General features: G+C 40.1%; 12 protein-coding genes. 9 read left to right on the top strand and 3 right to left on the bottom strand.

The annotated features are described in order from the left end of the window. Positions 1–507: 507 nt before the first annotated feature. Positions 508–1,959 carry a 16S rRNA (cytosine(1407)-C(5))-methyltransferase RsmF gene (gene rsmF / locus I6E85_RS04670; protein ID WP_197236641.1) on the bottom strand — a complete coding sequence of 484 codons (1,452 nt, stop codon included), beginning with the start codon at positions 1,957–1,959 and terminating at the stop codon, positions 508–510. A 265-nt stretch (positions 1,960–2,224) separates the two neighbouring features. Here rsmF and I6E85_RS04665 point away from each other — a divergent pair, with 265 nt between their 5' ends. From I6E85_RS04665 to I6E85_RS04630, 8 genes are all read left to right on the top strand, one after another. Next, on the top strand, positions 2,225–2,914 hold the full coding sequence (locus I6E85_RS04665; protein ID WP_197236640.1) for a GntR family transcriptional regulator: 690 nt from the start codon (positions 2,225–2,227) through the stop codon (positions 2,912–2,914). A gap of 82 nt (positions 2,915–2,996) precedes the next feature. Then, positions 2,997–3,875 (top strand): methylisocitrate lyase, encoded by an 879-nt coding sequence (gene prpB / locus I6E85_RS04660; protein WP_197236639.1) that lies wholly within the window; start codon positions 2,997–2,999, stop codon positions 3,873–3,875. A gap of 49 nt (positions 3,876–3,924) precedes the next feature. Next, on the top strand, positions 3,925–5,052 hold the full coding sequence (gene prpC, locus I6E85_RS04655) for a 2-methylcitrate synthase (protein WP_197236638.1): 1,128 nt from the start codon (positions 3,925–3,927) through the stop codon (positions 5,050–5,052). A 158-nt stretch (positions 5,053–5,210) separates the two neighbouring features. Next, positions 5,211–7,820 (top strand): Fe/S-dependent 2-methylisocitrate dehydratase AcnD, encoded by a 2,610-nt coding sequence (gene acnD, locus I6E85_RS04650; RefSeq protein ID WP_197236637.1) that lies wholly within the window; start codon positions 5,211–5,213, stop codon positions 7,818–7,820. 11 nt (positions 7,821–7,831) lie between these two features. Then, entirely contained in the window at positions 7,832–8,998 is a 1,167-nt protein-coding gene (gene prpF, locus I6E85_RS04645) for a 2-methylaconitate cis-trans isomerase PrpF (RefSeq protein WP_197236636.1), read from the top strand. 501 nt (positions 8,999–9,499) lie between these two features. Beyond that, positions 9,500–12,532 carry a hypothetical protein gene (locus tag I6E85_RS04640; protein ID WP_197236635.1) on the top strand — a complete coding sequence of 1,011 codons (3,033 nt, stop codon included), beginning with the start codon at positions 9,500–9,502 and terminating at the stop codon, positions 12,530–12,532. 62 nt (positions 12,533–12,594) lie between these two features. Then, positions 12,595–13,686: a hypothetical protein gene (locus I6E85_RS04635; RefSeq protein WP_024590407.1), complete on the top strand. Its 1,092-nt coding sequence runs from the start codon at positions 12,595–12,597 to the stop codon at positions 13,684–13,686. A 9-nt stretch (positions 13,687–13,695) separates the two neighbouring features. Continuing rightward, a complete protein-coding gene (locus tag I6E85_RS04630; protein WP_024590408.1) occupies positions 13,696–15,576 on the top strand; it encodes a hypothetical protein in 1,881 nt (626 codons plus the stop codon). Between the two features lie 78 nt (positions 15,577–15,654). Here the strand turns inward: I6E85_RS04630 and I6E85_RS04625 are convergent, their stop codons facing one another. Then, on the bottom strand, positions 15,655–16,296 hold the full coding sequence (locus I6E85_RS04625) for a CPBP family intramembrane glutamic endopeptidase (protein ID WP_024590409.1): 642 nt from the start codon (positions 16,294–16,296) through the stop codon (positions 15,655–15,657). A gap of 65 nt (positions 16,297–16,361) precedes the next feature. Next, entirely contained in the window at positions 16,362–16,937 is a 576-nt protein-coding gene (locus tag I6E85_RS04620; RefSeq protein ID WP_024590410.1) for an inner membrane-spanning protein YciB, read from the bottom strand. Between the two features lie 191 nt (positions 16,938–17,128). Here I6E85_RS04620 and I6E85_RS04615 point away from each other — a divergent pair, with 191 nt between their 5' ends. After that, on the top strand, positions 17,129–17,398 hold the full coding sequence (locus I6E85_RS04615) for an HU family DNA-binding protein (RefSeq protein ID WP_007375441.1): 270 nt from the start codon (positions 17,129–17,131) through the stop codon (positions 17,396–17,398). The last annotated feature ends 264 nt before the right edge of the window (positions 17,399–17,662 follow it).

The raw sequence follows: 17,662 nt of genomic DNA, 5'->3' as shown, positions 1-17,662 counted from the left end.
ATAACCTCTTTGTGAATATTTTTCGGTAAACTCGTTGTTTTTAAACGCCTGCAAGCAGGACGTCTTGTATCTCTACAAGAGAATTGTGCTTACTTATAATCGTGAAGCGGGTTCACGTTAAAGTTAAATCTGAAAAACCAATTGCACAAAGAGAAGTGAATGAGGAGTAAATGAGCAGAGACCAAGTGATCTATTCAATTAACTGATTTATCACTTCTCTAAAAGCGCAGCGTCTCATAACTTCTTTATGAATACTTGTTTTTTGGTAAAGCTAAATTGTTATTATACTGCGCAAAAAATTGCCCAGAGGTTTATAAAAAACCTCTGGGCAATAAAATGACTCTAAATTGAGTCTAGCGTTAACTAAAAACTTTCTGGTTCGTTAGGGAGAAGAAGAAAGTACTTAAAACTATAGTAAAGGTACTCAATAAAGCATAACTAATTTTACTACCTGGTTACATTTGATAACAAAGGATTAGATTAATTATGTGTAATTTGTACTTTAGTTTAACCCCAGCTTATTAACTGCGTATTTTGCACTAGATCGCGTGGTAGTGAGTTTTTGATCTTATTTTTTTGCCATTTACCCAGCCCGATAGGGCAACCACACAGCGTTAATACTACTTCCCCTATTGTTTGAGTTGCCTCAGTTAAGCGTATATCTTTACCTTGAAAATAATCATTCGCTTGCTCGTTATTTAAAGCAAATACATTGGTTTTACACTCATTGCCAAATACGGTTGCAAATTCGTGCGTTAGCCTTACGCCGTTTTTATGAATAATGCCAATTTGAATACCTAAGCGTGCGTACTTAATTTTATTTTGCACAGCTTCAAATCCTTGTGGAAATAACCAAAGTTCTTTATCGCGCTGCATTAAGTTGCCAGGTAGGTTAGTTAACCCAAAGTGCTTTTTAAGCGATTGCATAAACGCAACGCTTTGTTTTTTATCAAACTCGTTGAACGGAAACGCGCCTTTTTTAACAGTTTGATTTGGGTTATTACAGCTTGCGTGCTTTTTAAATTTAGCGATAAAAAAGCCTTCGCTATCGAAGGTTTGCGGCCATACATGTAAATAGCCTTCACTTGTGGTGGCTTTGCTTGCACCTTCAAATAAATCACTGAGTGACTCAGGCGCTATATAGTTGCCAAATTCACTGAGTAAATAATCGCACACTTGCTGGTTTTCGAGTGGGGTAAGTGTGCAGGTTGAATACACTAAGGTGCCACCTGGCTTTAATGCGTAAAATGCACTTTTAATTAAGTCTTTTTGTACTTGGGCTATTTGTATGTTTGATTCTATGGACCAATTTTTTAGTGCGTCGGCGTCTTTACGTACCGTGCCTTCGCCAGAGCATGGCGCGTCTAATAATATGCTATCAAAGCATTCAAACATGTAGTTGCCAAATATAACGCCATCAAAGTGCGAGAGCGCACAGTTACCAACCCCCATGCGTTTTAATGTAGCGCTGAGTACCTTTAAACGAGATGACGAAAGCTCATTTGCAACAAGCACGCCTTGGTTATCCATAAGAGCTGCTAGCTGCGATGTTTTAGAGCCCGGTGCTGATGCCATATCAAGTATGGTGTTATTTTGAGAGTCTGCGAGTTCAATACTTTGCTTTAATGCGATAGGGGGCAGCATTGAACTTGCCTCTTGTACGTACATAGCCCCGCTTAGATGTAAGTCGGTATTACCAAGGGCTAGGTTTTGCTCTTCATCTTCGGGACGTTCTAACCAAAAACCTTCACTGCACCAAGGTATGGGGGTTAGCAGCCAATTTTTTTCAGTTGCACGTTCTACAAATTTTTCAATGCTAATTTTTAATGTATTAACGCGGATAGATTTTCTGAGGGGCCTGCGACACGCATTTAAAAAGTCATCTAAGTTTAGATGCGCTGGTAAATAGGTTTTTACGTCGTCAATAAAGTGCTCAGGAATAAAAGTGTTGGCGTTCACGCGTTAGCTCATACTATAAAAATAAAGCGCGATAATAGCATTTATGCGAGATGTTTTCAGCGCTAAAAAGCGTAACATCTGATTTATTACGCTGTCGACACTTCACTGTTTTAGCCCATTGTAAAACCATTTTTATGCGACTTTAGGTTAATAGTGTCGACAATAGGTGTGTTTTTTAGCCATTTTGATAGGTTTAAGGGTTGACATGATTTTTTAATAAGCCCATAGTAACCACATTAATTGTCGACAATCTAAAAAATAACTTATGACACACATATTTTTAAACGAAGCGCCTATAACTACCGCATCAGATCAAGTATTTGTAGATATGCGCCGTGAGATTGTTGAAGGCAGCATAGTTCAAGGCAGTAAAATATCAGAGCCTGAGCTTGCCAAACGTTATGGTGTAAGCCGTGCAACGCTTAGAGAGGCGTTAAATCGCCTAGAAAGTTGCTACCTTGTTGAGCGTAAAGCTAACGTAGGTTGCCGAGTAGTTGCCCTTACCGCTGAACGCTTGATTGAAGTTTACCAAGTTCGTAGTTCGCTTGAAGGCTTGGCATGTAGGCTTGCTGCCGACAATATGGAACCCGAGGAAGTAAAAGGCTTAAAGCAATTACTTAATCAGCACCTACAAACACAACGTGTTAAAGAGGGCGAATCTTATTATCAAGAAGCCGGCGATTTAGATTTTCATTACCGTATTATTCAAGGCAGTAAAAACGCGCATTTAATTCATTTACTGTGTAATGAGCTCTATCAACTAATACGCATGTACCGTGTACAAATGGGCATGGTGGGGCCGCGTGTATCAAAAGCGTTTGATGAGCATTTAGCGATTATTAACGCCATTGAAAACCACGACGGCGAACTGGCTGAAATGCTTATGAAGCGCCACATAAGCGCATCGCAAGCAAATATTCAAACCAAATTTGATTTATTAACGGCTAAAAGTTAAGTAGAGCAGTTAAACAGTCACAATTACAGATTAAAACTATAAGTTACTCCACGTAGCAACCGTTCAAAGTGAGGAGAAAGTAATGTCAGCAGGATTAAAATTTAAACACGCTATTGCCAATAACCGCCCGTTACAAGTAGTAGGTACTATTAACGCCTACACAGCGATGATGGCTGAAAAAATGGGTCACCAAGCTATTTACCTCTCAGGTGCCGGTGTTGCAAACGCCTCGTTTGGTATGCCTGACTTAGGCATGACAAGCCTTGATAACGTGCTTGAAGATATTCGCCGTATTACAGGTGCTAGCGATTTACCACTACTTGTTGATGCCGATACCGGTTGGGGTGGGGCATTTAATATTGCACGCACAGTAAAAGAAATGACTAAAGCCGGTGCGGCGGGTTTTCATATAGAAGACCAAGTAGCGCAAAAGCGCTGTGGTCATCGCCCTAATAAAGAAATTGTAAGCCAAGGTGAAATGGTTGACCGCATTAAAGCGGCGGTTGATGCAAAAACCGATAGCGATTTTTATATTATGGCGCGTACCGATGCATTTCAAAAAGAAGGTTTAAACGCCGCGATAGACCGTGCAGCTGCCTGTGTTGAAGCCGGTGCTGACGCTATTTTTGCAGAAGCCGTGCACGACCTTGCCGATTACCAAGCGTTTGCTAATGCGCTAAATGTGCCTATTTTGGCAAACATTACTGAGTTTGGCCAAACACCAATTTACACAAAAGAGCAGCTAAGTGATGTAGGTGTTGAAATGGTGCTTTACCCACTAAGTGCATTTAGAGCCATGAACAAAGCAGCATTAAACGTGTATTCAGCAATTTTAAATGAAGGCTCGCAACAAAGCCAAATTGAAAATATGCAAACGCGTTCTGAGCTTTACGACTTTTTAGATTACCACACGTACGAGAACACACTCGACACACTTTTTTCATCAAAATCTGACAAATAATAATTATTAAAAAATAAAATCACACACAAATTTAAGATAGGAGAAGAACATGGTAGATAAAGCATTAGGCGGCGCAGGTTTACGCGGACAAGTAGCTGGTCAAACAGCATTGTGTACTGTTGGACAAAGTGGTTCTGGTTTAACGTATTGCGGTTACGATATTAGCGAACTTGCCGAAAAAGCGCAGTTTGAAGAAGTGTCTTTTTTACTTTCACGTGGTGAGTTACCAACCACAAGCGAATTGGCAGAATATAAAGCAAAACTAAAAAGTTTACGCGGCTTACCGGATGCGCTTAAAACTGTGCTTGAAAATATTCCTAAAGACGCGCACCCAATGGATGTAATGCGCACGGGTTGCTCAATGTTGGGTAACCTTGAAATGGAGCTTGATTTTAGCCAAGCTAATGATGCAATCGACCGTATGGTTGCTGTGTTCCCAAGTATTATTTGTTACTGGTACCGCTTTACACACGATGGCGTACGCATTGAAACACAAACTGATGACGACTCTGTTGGCGCACATTTTTTAACACTGTTACATGACAAAGCACCTAGTGATTTATTTGCACAAGTGATGAATGTATCACTAATTTTATACGCAGAGCATGAGTTTAATGCCTCTACATTTGCGGGTCGTGTGTGTGCATCAACGCTTTCTGATATTCACTCTTGTGTAACAGGCGCGATTGGTACGCTACGTGGGCCACTTCATGGTGGTGCTAACGAAGCCGCTATGGATATGATTCAAGGTTTTACAAGTGCTGAGCATGCTGAGCAAGAAGTAATGGGCATGCTTGAACGTAAAGACAAAATAATGGGTTTTGGCCATGCGATTTATCGCGAATCTGATCCACGTAATGTAATTATTAAAAAATGGTCTGAAAAACTAGCGGCAGAGGTGAGCGATACGGTGCTTTACCCTGTGTCTGTTCGTTGTGAAGAGATTATGTGGCGCGAGAAAAAACTGTTTTGTAATGCCGATTTTTTCCATGCATCTGCTTATCACTTTATGGATATTCCGACTAAGTTATTTACGCCAATATTTGTAATGAGCCGCGTTACTGGTTGGACTGCACATGTAAAAGAGCAACGCGCTAACAACCGTATTATTCGCCCAAGTGCCGATTACACAGGGCCTGATGCACGTAGTTACACACCAATCGAATCAAGAAGTTAATTATTTTTAACTAAGGTGAGCCAGTGGCTCACCTTTTACGGCTTTAATGCTTTATATAATAAAAACAACTACAAACCTAAAGCCTTTCTTGAAAAATACCAATTACACTCTCCATAAAATTGGTACTACATCCGTCACCAAATTAGCGAACCCTTACCATGACCATAATTAATAATACCCAATACCGTAAACCTCTACCGGGCTCAAATGTCGACTATTACGATACCCAAGAAGCCGTAGATGCAATTAAGCCAGGTGCATACGCCACGCTACCTTATTCATCACGTGTATTTGCCGAAAACCTAGTACGCCGATGCGACCCTGCCATGTTAACCGATGCACTTAATCAGCTAATTGAGCGCAAACAAGATTTAGATTTTCCGTGGTATCCGGCGCGTGTGGTGTGCCACGATATTTTAGGGCAAACAGCACTTGTTGATTTAGCAGGTTTGCGTGATGCAATTGCAGCCAAAGGCGGCGATCCGGCAAAAGTGAATCCGGTAGTACCCACGCAGTTAATAGTGGATCATTCGTTAGCGGTAGAGCATGCTGGTTTTGATCCTGACGCATTTGAAAAAAACCGCGCCATTGAAGACAGACGAAATGATGACCGTTTTCACTTTATAAACTGGACAAAAACTGCCTTTAAAAATATTGACGTTATTCCACCGGGTAACGGCATTATGCATCAAATTAACCTTGAAAAAATGTCGCCGGTTATTCAAAACCGAGATGGCATTGCATTCCCAGATACCTTAGTTGGTACCGACAGCCACACGCCACATGTTGATGCGCTGGGCGTTATTGCTGTCGGCGTAGGTGGGCTTGAAGCTGAAAGCGTAATGCTGGGCCGTGCTTCTTATATTCGCTTACCTGATATTGTTGGTGTTGAGCTAACAGGTAAGCGCCAACCCGGTATTACCGCAACCGATATTGTGTTGGCTATTACTGAATTTTTACGTGAGCAACGTGTTGTTTCTACTTATTTAGAGTTTTACGGTGAAGGTGCCGATGCGCTTACTCTTGGCGACAGAGCAACCATTTCGAACATGACGCCTGAATTTGGCGCAACTGCAGCCATGTTTTATATCGATGATAAAACAATAGATTACTTGCGTTTAACAGGTCGCGAAGAAGAACAAATTGCCCTTGTAGAAAACTACGCAAAAACAACAGGCCTTTGGAGCGATAGCTTAAAAACCGCAAAATATGAGCGTGTGCTTAAGTTTGATTTATCAAGCGTGGGGCGCAATATAGCGGGTCCATCGAATCCACACCGCCGTGTATCGACAAGCGATTTAGCTAAAGAAGGTATTTCGGGCGTTGTTGAAAATGAAGAAGGCTTAATGCCAGACGGCGCATGTATTATTGCCGCTATTACTAGCTGTACTAATACTAGTAATCCACGCAATGTAATTGCCGCTGCACTACTTGCCCGTAACGCAAATGCTAAGGGTTTAATGCGCAAACCTTGGGTTAAAACTTCATTAGCACCGGGCTCAAAAGCGGTGCAATCATACCTTGAAGATGCAAACCTACTAACAGAGCTTGAGCAACTTGGCTTTGGCATTGTTGGTTTTGCGTGTACTACCTGTAATGGTATGAGCGGTGCCCTTGACCCTGTTATTCAAAAAGAAGTGATCGAACGCGATTTATACACTACAGCGGTGCTTTCGGGCAATCGTAACTTTGATGGGCGGATTCATCCTTACGCTAAGCAAGCATTTTTAGCGTCACCTCCTTTAGTTGTTGCGTACGCTATTGCAGGTACTATTCGCTTTGATATTGAAAAAGGGATACTAGGGCAAGATCAACAAGGCAACGATATTACGCTTAAAGATTTATGGCCATCAGACGAAGAGATTGATGCAGTAATTAAGCAAAGCGTTAAGCCAGAGCAGTTTAGAAAAGTATACGAGCCGATGTTTAATTTAACTGTAGATTACGGTGAAAATAACGACCCACTTTACGACTGGCGCCCAGAAAGTACGTACATTCGTCGCCCTCCTTATTGGGAAGGTGCACTTGCGGGTGAGCGCACAATGACCGGTATGCGTGCGCTTGCTGTACTTGGCGATAACATTACAACGGATCATTTATCGCCATCAAACGCAATTATGGCAAGTAGTGCTGCTGGCGAATACCTAACCAAAATGAACGTCCCAGAGGAAGACTACAACTCGTATGCAACGCACCGGGGCGATCATTTAACAGCGCAGCGCGCAACATTTGCAAACCCAAAACTACTTAATGAAATGGTACTGGACGAAAACGGCGAAGTTAAGCAAGGCTCGTACGCACGCTTAGAGCCACAAGGTACTAATACTCGTATGTGGGAAGCAATCGAAGCTTACATGGAGCGTAAACAACCGCTTATTATTGTAGCCGGTGCCGATTACGGCCAAGGTTCGTCGCGCGATTGGGCTGCAAAAGGCGTAAGGCTTGCAGGCGTTGAAGTAATAGCAGCTGAAGGTTTTGAGCGTATTCACCGTACTAACCTAATTGGTATGGGTGTTTTACCGCTTGAGTTTAAAGCGGGCACAACGCGTAAAACTCTAGAGCTGAATGGCAGTGAAACATACGATGTAGCGGGCGATTTAAAACCAGGTGCCACCGTTAACCTAAGCATTACTCGTAAAGAGGGTGAAGTACTGACTGTGCCTATGAAGTGCCGTATCGATACCCAAGAAGAGCTTTCTATTTACGCGGCTGGTGGTGTGTTACAACGCTTTGCACAAGACTTTTTAGAAGCAACGCAATCTGCATAAGGGCAAATATTATGTTTAAACCGCAAATTAAAGTGCCTGCAACCTATATGCGTGGCGGCACCAGTAAAGGTGTATTTTTTAATTTAACTGACTTGCCAAAGCCTGCTCAAGTAGCAGGCGAGGCGCGCGATAATTTATTACTACGCGTTATTGGCAGCCCCGATCCGTATGCTAAGCAAACGGATGGCATGGGCGGTGCTACATCAAGTACCAGTAAAACCGTAATCTTAAGTAAAAGTGAGCAAACTGACCACGATGTTGATTACTTGTTTGGTCAAGTGGCGATAGATAAACCTTTTGTAGATTGGAGCGGTAACTGCGGCAACTTAACGTCAGCAGTGGGTGCTTTTGCCATTAGTAATGGTTTGGTCGATAAAAGCAGAGTACCTAATAACGGTGTTGCTATCGTGCGTGTGTGGCAGGCTAATATTAAAAAAAGCATATTAGTGCATGTCCCCATGACAAATGGCGAAGTACAAGAAACCGGCGACTTTGAGCTCGATGGCGTTACATTTGCAGCAGCTGAAGTAAAACTTGAATTTATTGACCCCGCTGATGGCGATGGTGCGTTATTTCCAACTGGTAATGTAGCTGATGATTTAGAAGTACCGGGTGTTGGTACTCTAAAAGCCACGATGATAAATGCAGGTATTCCTACCATATTTATTAACGCCACTGATATTGGTTATACCGGCACAGAGCTGCAAGACGATATAAATAACGATGTTGCAGCGCTTGAAAAGCTTGAAACCATTCGTGCTTACGGCGCTGTTAAAATGGGCTTAATCACTAATATTAGTGAAGCGCAAGCTCGGCAACATACGCCTAAAGTTGCGTTTGTTGCATCACCTTTAGATTACAAAGCATCTAGCGGTAAAATTATTGAAGCTGCAAATATCAACTTGTTAGTACGCGCTATGTCGATGGGTAAACTGCACCATGCCATGATGGGTACAGCTGCGGTTGCTATTGGCACGGCCGCAGCAATTGAAGGCACACTCGTAAATATAGCCGCTGGTGGCGGCGCATTGAGTGAAGTCAACTTTGGTCATCCGTCGGGCACGCTAAAAGTAGGTGCAGAGGCTAAAAGTAGTGCAGGTAATTGGCTAGTTACCAAAGCGAGTATGAGCCGAAGTGCACGGGTATTAATGGAAGGGGTTGTAAGAGTCCCTTACTAATAACTGACCCAGTTACACGCAACTAAGCATTTACTTTAGTTGAGTAAACAAGTTTTATAAACGTTTGCTTAGCTAAAGTACATTCAACTAACCCTCCATATAAACAATCCTTTTTTATTAATTTTTCGAATTATCCTCTTTTTTAGCTCTCATCCATCGCATTTACTTGAAGAATATAATTAACAAACTAAATTGTATGTAATATTCATTTAATAAAGTGAATATATTGTATCAATATGTGCTGGTTCTTTATGAGTGTCTATAGGTTGTTGAATAATAGAGATGCTGATAAAGAAGTAGCTCATAGAATAAAGATAAATACTTCTATAAAACGTATAAATATGTAGCATAACTATATAGCTTAATGGTATTTTTAATGTTCTGGTAACAAAGGTTATGATTGTGTACTTTTTTAATGCTTTTCAAACATAAAAGCTTACACAAGCCACTATCAACTAAACTAATTTCTGATACTCATTCCAGGCTATCAAGGAGAAATAAATGGTAAAGCGTACGATCAAATTTACACCTATTGCAGCTTCAGTTGCACTTACATTAGGCTTAACAGCATGTGGTTCGGACAATGACAGAAACATTCCTGTTACACCTGTAGAATCTTTTACTGCAACAGGTGATGCACAGTTCAACATTGAAGTAACAGGTAAAGCTGTTAAAGGTTCAATGAAAAGTGCAGTAGTAACTGTAATGACTTTAGATGCATCTGGTCAAAGCGTTCCTGTTGCGTTTCGCTCAGCTGCTTCAGCAGAAGCAGAGTCTTTTTCTGAAGAAGCATTATCACAAAGTGCTGCTGATGCTGCAGTAGAAGCAAGTAAAATTGCTGCTAACCCTGAAGTATTAACTGATGAAAGCGGCCGTTACAGCATCTACTTAGATGATGACTTTACTGGACCAGTTTACATTACTGTTAAAACGTCTGCAGAAGGCGATGATAGCTTTTTACGTTGTGATGCTTACGTAGGTTGTGGCGATTACGATGTAGCGCCAGAAGAAGATGACGTAAATGATGGCGATACTGCGATTGAGTTTGGCGAATGGTACAAAACTGACCTAGAGCTTTCAGTTGTTAAATTTATTCCAGCTGTTGAAGCAGATACATCTGGTGCAAGCGGTGCTGCTGGCGGTCCTAATGTTGCAGGTTTTTATAAAGCTAATGTTACTTTCTTAACATCGTTAGTGGCGGCTCTTCTTCTTGACTCAGGTTCAAGTGTAGATGAAGACGCAATTGCTAAAGCAAGCTTAGATACTGTTGTACAAGTAATGGGTCAAGACGCTGCACTTTTACTTGCAGCTATTATTGGTGATTTATCTAACGGCGGCGCTGTAGATTTAAGTGATGTTGATGGCGAAGAAGAACTTACTGACGGTATTTTAGCAATTGCACAGCTTTCATCTTCAATTCAAGGTTTACCTTCAATTGGTGATGTAATGAGCAGCATTAAAGCTGGTATTAAATCAGGCCAGTTTAAAGGTAATACTGATGCTGGTATTGCTGCAATAGCTACAATGTTACAAACAGCTATTACAAACACTGCAAATATTTTTGTTGCTATAGCAACGGGCGATGAAACTGCAATTGAAGACGCTTTAAAAGCGGCATTCACTGCTAACAACCCTAGCGCAACACAGGCACAAATTGATGCGTTTGCCGCTAATTCAGTAGGTATTGCCAAAAAAGCAAAAGCTGCTAAAGATAAAGCTGTTAAAAATGGTGCAGCAACTGATGCTGGTCTTGCAGCCGCTGCAGTGAAAATTAAAAAAGCACTAGAAGTAATTGGTTGTACTGGCGAAGAATGTACAGTTGGAGATGACTTTTATACAGCTCTAGCAGCTGCTTTAACAGTAGAAGTTACTGCTTCTCAAACTGCACTTACTGCATTAGAGATGAGCATTGAAACAGCTCAAAGCTCACTTGCAGATGTTCAAGCAATGGGTGGCGATGCTCTTACAGCTGATAACGCAGCTGCATTTGTAAGTGCTGTTACATTACTAAAAAATGAAGCTACTACAGCTGATTTAACAGCTAAAGCGGCTTCTATTTTCGTTAAATCACAAGGTTATGTAACTGCTGCAAAAGCGTTAGTTACTCAAAGCTCTGATTACCAACAAGTTCTTGATTCTGCAACATCGTTGCAAACAGATGCATCTGTTGCTGTAACTGACACAGTTGCATACGACGCGGCACTAGCTGCACTAGTAGCTGAAGCTGAAGCAGCGATTACAGAGTTTGATGTGGCTCTTGCTGCTGCAAAACTAGTTGCTGAAGACACTGCAGACGTTGCCGATGAGAAAAAATCACTAGCAGACACAGCTGAAGCGGCTTCTACTAGCGCACTTGCTAACGCAGAAAATGCAATGGTAGATACAGCTGCAAACGCTGCTGAAGCAAAAGAGCTTGCGATGACTGCAGTTACTGCTGCGTCTGATTTTGCTGCTGCTGTAGATGCACTTGAAATTGCTATTGCACAAGCACTTGTTGCTGCTAATGCCTACCTAGAACTTGAAGGCGAAGGCGCACAAGCAATGATTGATACGCTTACAGCTATGCAAACAGCTGCTGTAGCTCAAGGTGAACTAGCTAGCGAGCAATTTGTAACAGCTTATAATCTACAGCTTGCTGCTGAAACTGCAGTTGCAAAACTTGAAGTACTAACTTCTGTTAAAGCTACATCAGAGTCATTATCGACTATGACTGTGCTTACAGGCACTGGTGCTGATGCAGTTGCTGATGCAGCAGATATTCTTGCAGACGTAATTGATGAATTAGCTGAAATGGGTAATAACTCAGGTACAGGCACATCAACTCGCAATGCTGATTGGGACTATGCTTACAGCTTAGATGATCTTACGCTAATGCTTAGCAATGCTACTACAGGTGAGATGATTAATGCAGCGGCTTCTTATGAAGGCGACAAGCTTGTTGTTGCTTGGGGCGCTACATTAAAAGGTGAGAATGACGTATCTGTTGAGCTTGTTACTGCTGCTACACAAACACAAGCACTTACAGATTGTGTTGATTTTGCAGCAGGTACAATTGATGCTACTCAAATCGATTCATGTTTAGTATTTACTTTTGATGGCGCAGTAACTGCTGACAATGTAGATGATGCAGAAATCATAATGACTGAAACGGCTAACCATGTTGAAATTATGGATGGTGATTCTGGCTTCACTGGTATGTTAAGTATTACAGCTGATGATGCAACAGATTCAGGCTCTATTACATTAGAGGGTGTTTCTGGTGATGTAGACTTTAAAGTAATGACTACATACCTTGACAGCGACATGGAAGAAGCAAGTGCTTTAACTATTACAGTGAATAATGCAATGGGTTACACGTTGTCTATTACTGGTAATGAAAGTGCAGGTTATACTGGTGACGTTATGGCTATGTACAATGAGATGATGATGTCTTTTGGTACTGCAGCTAAAACAACAAACGGTCTTTCAATTACTTACATTGATGGTGACGTAGTTGATTACACTGATGTTGATTTAATTGATTCATCTAAGTAATATTTAAACTATAAAAGGGGAAAGCAGCGCTTTTCCCTTTTTTTATAGAAAGCGATTAAATTATGAAAAAAAAAATTCTCTTGTTAGGATTTTCAACAGCTTTTATTTCTCCTCTTGCTTCCGCAGATAACCAATTTCAAATTTTTACCCACTTTGACGCAGAAATTTATACAGAAGCACAACCAGTACAAGCTTTTGTAGATGATTTTGATGCTCCATTAAAATCGGGTGACAGTGCATTTACCTATAATATATTTGAAGTAGGTGTTGGCTACGGTAATTTTAAGGTAGGTTTACAAAGTCGTTACGACTATGTTCTTAACTTTGATCCTGATACAGCTAAATATACTCATACCGAAAAAAATGATTTAGAGTTTGAAGATAGATTTTATACATATTACCTTGATGCTAAACAAGCAACGTCTAACGGTGTATTTGTATCTTATGATTTTAAATTTTTAGATAAAAATGCATTAACAATAACACCTAAACTTTCTGTTTTTGCCAGCTCACACTATCAAGATGCCACTGTAAATGGTGAAATTTATAGTGATGAAGTTGAAGGCGCTGTAACTGTTGATTACAACTTTTCAAAAGACATATTATTTAAAAAGTTTTCACCGTCACAAAAACCTGAAGGACTTGGATATAGCCTAGATATTTTTGCTGATTGGCAAGTAAATGATGAGCTTCAAGTTGGTTTTAGCGTAAAAGATTTGCTCTATAAAACAGAGTACGAAGACAGCGGCTCTGTAAAGGGTCAAACTACTGAAATTCCATTTAGCGAAGATGACAACGGCGATATTATTACTCAGCCAACAGTTTCATTAAAAACATCTGCATTTGGAAATACGGTATCTCATGATTTCGAAATGGAAATGCGACTACAAGCATTTGCCGATTACAGAATAAACGACCGATTTTCGACTCAGTTAACTTTAAAACGTTACGACAAAGACACGTTCAGCCAATTAAAAGGCCGTATACACTTTTGGGATCATTGGAAAGTACAGGCAGGCTACGAGACAAAAAGTGAAGCATTTTTAGTTGGTATAGAAAACGAGTATTTTGGTCTTAATTTACAAACTGATAGCCTAGATTTAGATAAAGCCTATTATGCTAATGTGAATTGGTACGTGAACATTAAGTTTTAAGGAATGAAGATGTTAAAACAAATTATACCCTTAGGGGTAGCTATTGCATTGGTAGGTTGTGGTTCTTCATCAGACAGTGACAGTTCAGAGTCTGTTGCAGTGAGTGAGATTGCTACATCTTCTTCTGTGAGTTTTTATGTATCTAATTGGCAATCACCGCAGGGCACGCTTAATGTTTTAGATAGCGACGGGGTGGTGCAAGAATCAATTGAAGTTGAAAACATCAATACTGCGAGTGTAAGTGTAACTCCACTTACTTTTAATAGTTTTGAGTTTATACCGAGTGATACTGCTCTACCTTGTCCGCGCTTTACAGGTTGTGGCAGAACAGTTCGTGGTGATGTAAATGACTTAAACGCAAACCGTTTAATAGACTACCAAGAATTGACAGCCGTTACTCTTAATTACAAAGCAGATGCATTTAGTGCACCAGGTGTAAATACGGTTTATTTATCGCCATTGAGTAAAGCAATTACAGATGAAGGCTTTAGTGCTACGCAAGCTAGTTTATCAGCCACGCCTTTTTATCATTTAACGCACAGCAATTTAAATGCAAGTGTTGAAGCAGAAATGGTTACTAATGCATTTACTTACGCGGCAATTTTAGCTGGTGTTGCTGATAGTTCGTTTAGTGTTGAAAGTGCTTTTAATGCATTTACTAACTTAGAGACTGACCAACAGGCATGGCAAGATTATAGCGATTTAGCAGCGCAGTATGTTACAGATAACTTATTTAGCGACCAAGGTAATGCTTTACTGCAAAATGTAGCTGGTCAAGTTAAGCAAACAATTGCAAGTGTAACTACATTTACAAAATGGCAGGCTCGCTCAACAGAAGTTCAAAGCTTAGATTCAAGAGAGTTACTTGTTGATACACGAAATATTATAGGTGCTGCAAGACTTCAAGAAAAAAGCTATTCAGATGAATTAGACGTAAAATTTGCTGAGCTTGAAAGTGCGTTTGATGAAGACACACAAAGAACCCTTGATGCACTTACTAATGCTTTAAACGAAGTTATTACAAATTATTCACCACTAGCTGATGGCTCTACACCATCAGGACAATATAAACTTCGTGACTTAGATATTGATTACAGCCAATCACCTTATACTTGGGCTATAACTGGCACATATGATGATTTACCTATAACAATTGATTTATCAATTCCAACATTTAGAGTAAGTGGTGTATTAGGTAATAAAATTGAAGGTGTAATGAGTGCAACGGTCACAAATGGTGCCACGGTATTAAGTGTAGATGTAAGTGAGTTGCTAATTCAGTTTGATGGTATAGATGCTCAAAGTGAATTAAATCCAGAAGCCGACACAGGTATTACACAGGTAACTACCAATGTAATTATCAATAAAGCCGCTGGTAAACTTGAAGGTGACTTATCACTAAACTTAAATCGCTTTGTTAATTCATTAGGTGAAGAGTCTACGACGTTATCTACTTTTGATTTTAATGGTGATTACGTAAGTGACATTCAAAACACTGCATTTCATATCACTGCAATAGAGGCTTCGCCTTTTATTGGTGAAGATAATGACGATTTAGCATTTACTTTTGAATTAGATTTTCCACTGAGTGGTGCAAGCGGTTTTAAGTTTGCTTACGTGGGCGATGTTGAAAACTTATCAGAGCTTACCTCTACAGATATATTTGTTAGCATAAAAAATCGTGCTTTAGATTTACGTATTCGTGATGTTAGTGGCAACATTAATCTAATAGCGAAAGGCGAAAATGGACGTTGGTTAGATGTAAAGCAAAAGGGCCGTAATTACAGTGGCGGTTTATATTTTGGTGATACTAAACTAGCCGATGTTACTGCAGTACGTGGTATTCCTGGTGTTTTATTCCCAAATGGTGAGTTTGAATCGTTATTTTAACCATTAGTTAAGTGGTTTTAGAAATATTCAAAATCCGATATTAGTTTTCTAGTATCGGATTTTTTAATGCTTGTTATATTAGGTAAATGCGCCTGAATCAAGGTAGCTGCCGATCCCGAGTGTAAACATCCACATCCCCCATAAACTATGCTCAATAACACACACGACGGTTGAGCGGCTTTGTGCATAGGTATAAGCAAACAGTAAGCCACCTAAAAAAGCTAAGGCTACTGCAATCCAATTTGCATACACAATATGAGCCAATGCAAATACACTCGCACTAACTATAATACGCACTGCTTTTTTTGGCATGATGCGTTTATAACGATGAAAAAAATACGTTCTGAATATTAACTCTTGAGGAATAACCGACAGTATTGGGTAGAGTAGCAACAGTAAAAGCCAATCATTAAACGAGTTGCGGGGAAGGGTAAACCAGTTGCCCTGATGAATAATCCCGTAAAACATACCTGAGAACAGCGCACCTAAAAAAAAGAAGCTAAACACACGTTTTTTAACAGCAGAAAACTGCCCAAGGCTTGTGAGTCTAAACCGTTTAAAATGGGGATCGCCCAGTAGCAACATACAACACACACTCATAAGTATAATAAGCGCAGGAATAAGCCAGTTAGCTAAATGCTCACGTAATCCAAAGCCCAATAAAGGCAGAAATACAAAAATGAGGGTAAATTCAAACCAACGGTATTGATTAGCGTTCAAGGTCGTCTCAACTTGTTTTTTTAATAAGCTAACAAGCTAAGACGACACTTTTATGACGAGGGGGCTTACTTTGCTGGTTCTTCTTCACTAGGGAGGTATTTGTACAAGGCAATGATAGTGGCAAAAATACTCACAAAGGTAATACCCATTAAGCCAAACACTTTAAAATTAACCCAAAAGTCGAGCGAAAAATTATACGCAATATAAATATTTAGTGCTGCTATTCCAGCAGTTATAGCAACCCACATTAGGTTAAGCTTATCCCATAACGGTCCTGGGACAACAATGGCTTGTTTTGTATCATTAGCATTTTCGAGTATTGAACTAAGCGCTTTTTTAACTAGATTTTTTTTAAGTGCATAACGACTAATAAGTAACGTTAAGCTTAAACCTGCGTATATGAGTGTTGCTTTCCATTTTATGTATTGCTCATCATGAAGTACCAGCGTTAACGTACCAAACACGGCAGCAATGCCAAAAAATATCCAATGACGAGTAGGCACATTGCCATGTTTAAAATAGCTATAAGCAACTTGAATGAGCGTAGTGGCCATTAATAAACCGGTAGCCCAGTATATATCGACTAGCTTAAAAACTGCAAAAAACAGTATGAGTGGGATGTATTCAATTAATGCGTGCATATACTACCTAAATTATACAAAAAAGAGTCAAAGGCTTTTTACCACATAAAGCTTAGCAACTACAAGGTTGACTTGTTGCCCTGTAACCCTTAGCCTGCGTGGCTTTATTACCAATTTGGTTTGGTATTTTTCATATCATCATATTCCCACGCTTAACCAACACTGATTTGGCGTGTATTTAGGAGCCTAAAATGAATAAAGCAGAACTCGTTGCTGCCATTGCACACAAAAGTGAATTAACAAAAAAAGATTCTCAAGCGGCACTTTCAAGCTTGCAAAAAGTAATTACTAAATCGCTTTCTGAGGGCGATCAGGTTCAAATAAATGGCTTTGGTACGTTTGCACTAAGTTACTACCCAGCGCGTACTGGGCGTAACCCGCAAACAGGGGCTGCAATTGAAATAGAAGGCGCAAATAAAGCGGTTTTTAAACCGGCTAAGGCGTTAAAAGATCTACTTTAATTCTATTTAAGGTTTTAAACCCCGTATTGATAGATAAGTTACATGAGCGCGAAGTAAATTCGCACCTACGGGTATATATTGTAGGTGAGGTTTTACACCTCGCGTTTGGTGGCTTTAAATTATATGAGCTGGAAATAAATTCGCACTTATGTACATTATTCATAATCTCTAAATAATTTACATAGCATCACAAACTCTACTCTAATTTATTCTTTAATTTTCAATGGTTTGTTATCGGCATGCATTATGCTGTTTAACTGTGTG

Origin of the sequence: Pseudoalteromonas sp. NZS71 (assembly GCF_015864715.1) — a bacterium.
GTDB classification, from domain to species: domain Bacteria; phylum Pseudomonadota; class Gammaproteobacteria; order Enterobacterales; family Alteromonadaceae; genus Pseudoalteromonas; species Pseudoalteromonas arctica.
This window is presented reverse-complemented; position numbering and strand designations above follow the sequence as displayed.

Coding starts and splice junctions, on each gene's coding strand:
- prpC (WP_197236638.1), top strand. CDS start 3,925: ATGGTAGATAAAGCATTAGGCGGCGCAGGTTTACGCGGACAAGTAGCT.
- I6E85_RS04615 (WP_007375441.1), top strand. CDS start 17,129: ATGAATAAAGCAGAACTCGTTGCTGCCATTGCACACAAAAGTGAATTA.
- prpF (WP_197236636.1), top strand. CDS start 7,832: ATGTTTAAACCGCAAATTAAAGTGCCTGCAACCTATATGCGTGGCGGC.
- I6E85_RS04620 (WP_024590410.1), bottom strand. CDS start 16,937: ATGCACGCATTAATTGAATACATCCCACTCATACTGTTTTTTGCAGTT.
- I6E85_RS04630 (WP_024590408.1), top strand. CDS start 13,696: ATGTTAAAACAAATTATACCCTTAGGGGTAGCTATTGCATTGGTAGGT.
- I6E85_RS04640 (WP_197236635.1), top strand. CDS start 9,500: ATGGTAAAGCGTACGATCAAATTTACACCTATTGCAGCTTCAGTTGCA.
- prpB (WP_197236639.1), top strand. CDS start 2,997: ATGTCAGCAGGATTAAAATTTAAACACGCTATTGCCAATAACCGCCCG.
- I6E85_RS04635 (WP_024590407.1), top strand. CDS start 12,595: ATGAAAAAAAAAATTCTCTTGTTAGGATTTTCAACAGCTTTTATTTCT.
- acnD (WP_197236637.1), top strand. CDS start 5,211: ATGACCATAATTAATAATACCCAATACCGTAAACCTCTACCGGGCTCA.
- I6E85_RS04665 (WP_197236640.1), top strand. CDS start 2,225: ATGACACACATATTTTTAAACGAAGCGCCTATAACTACCGCATCAGAT.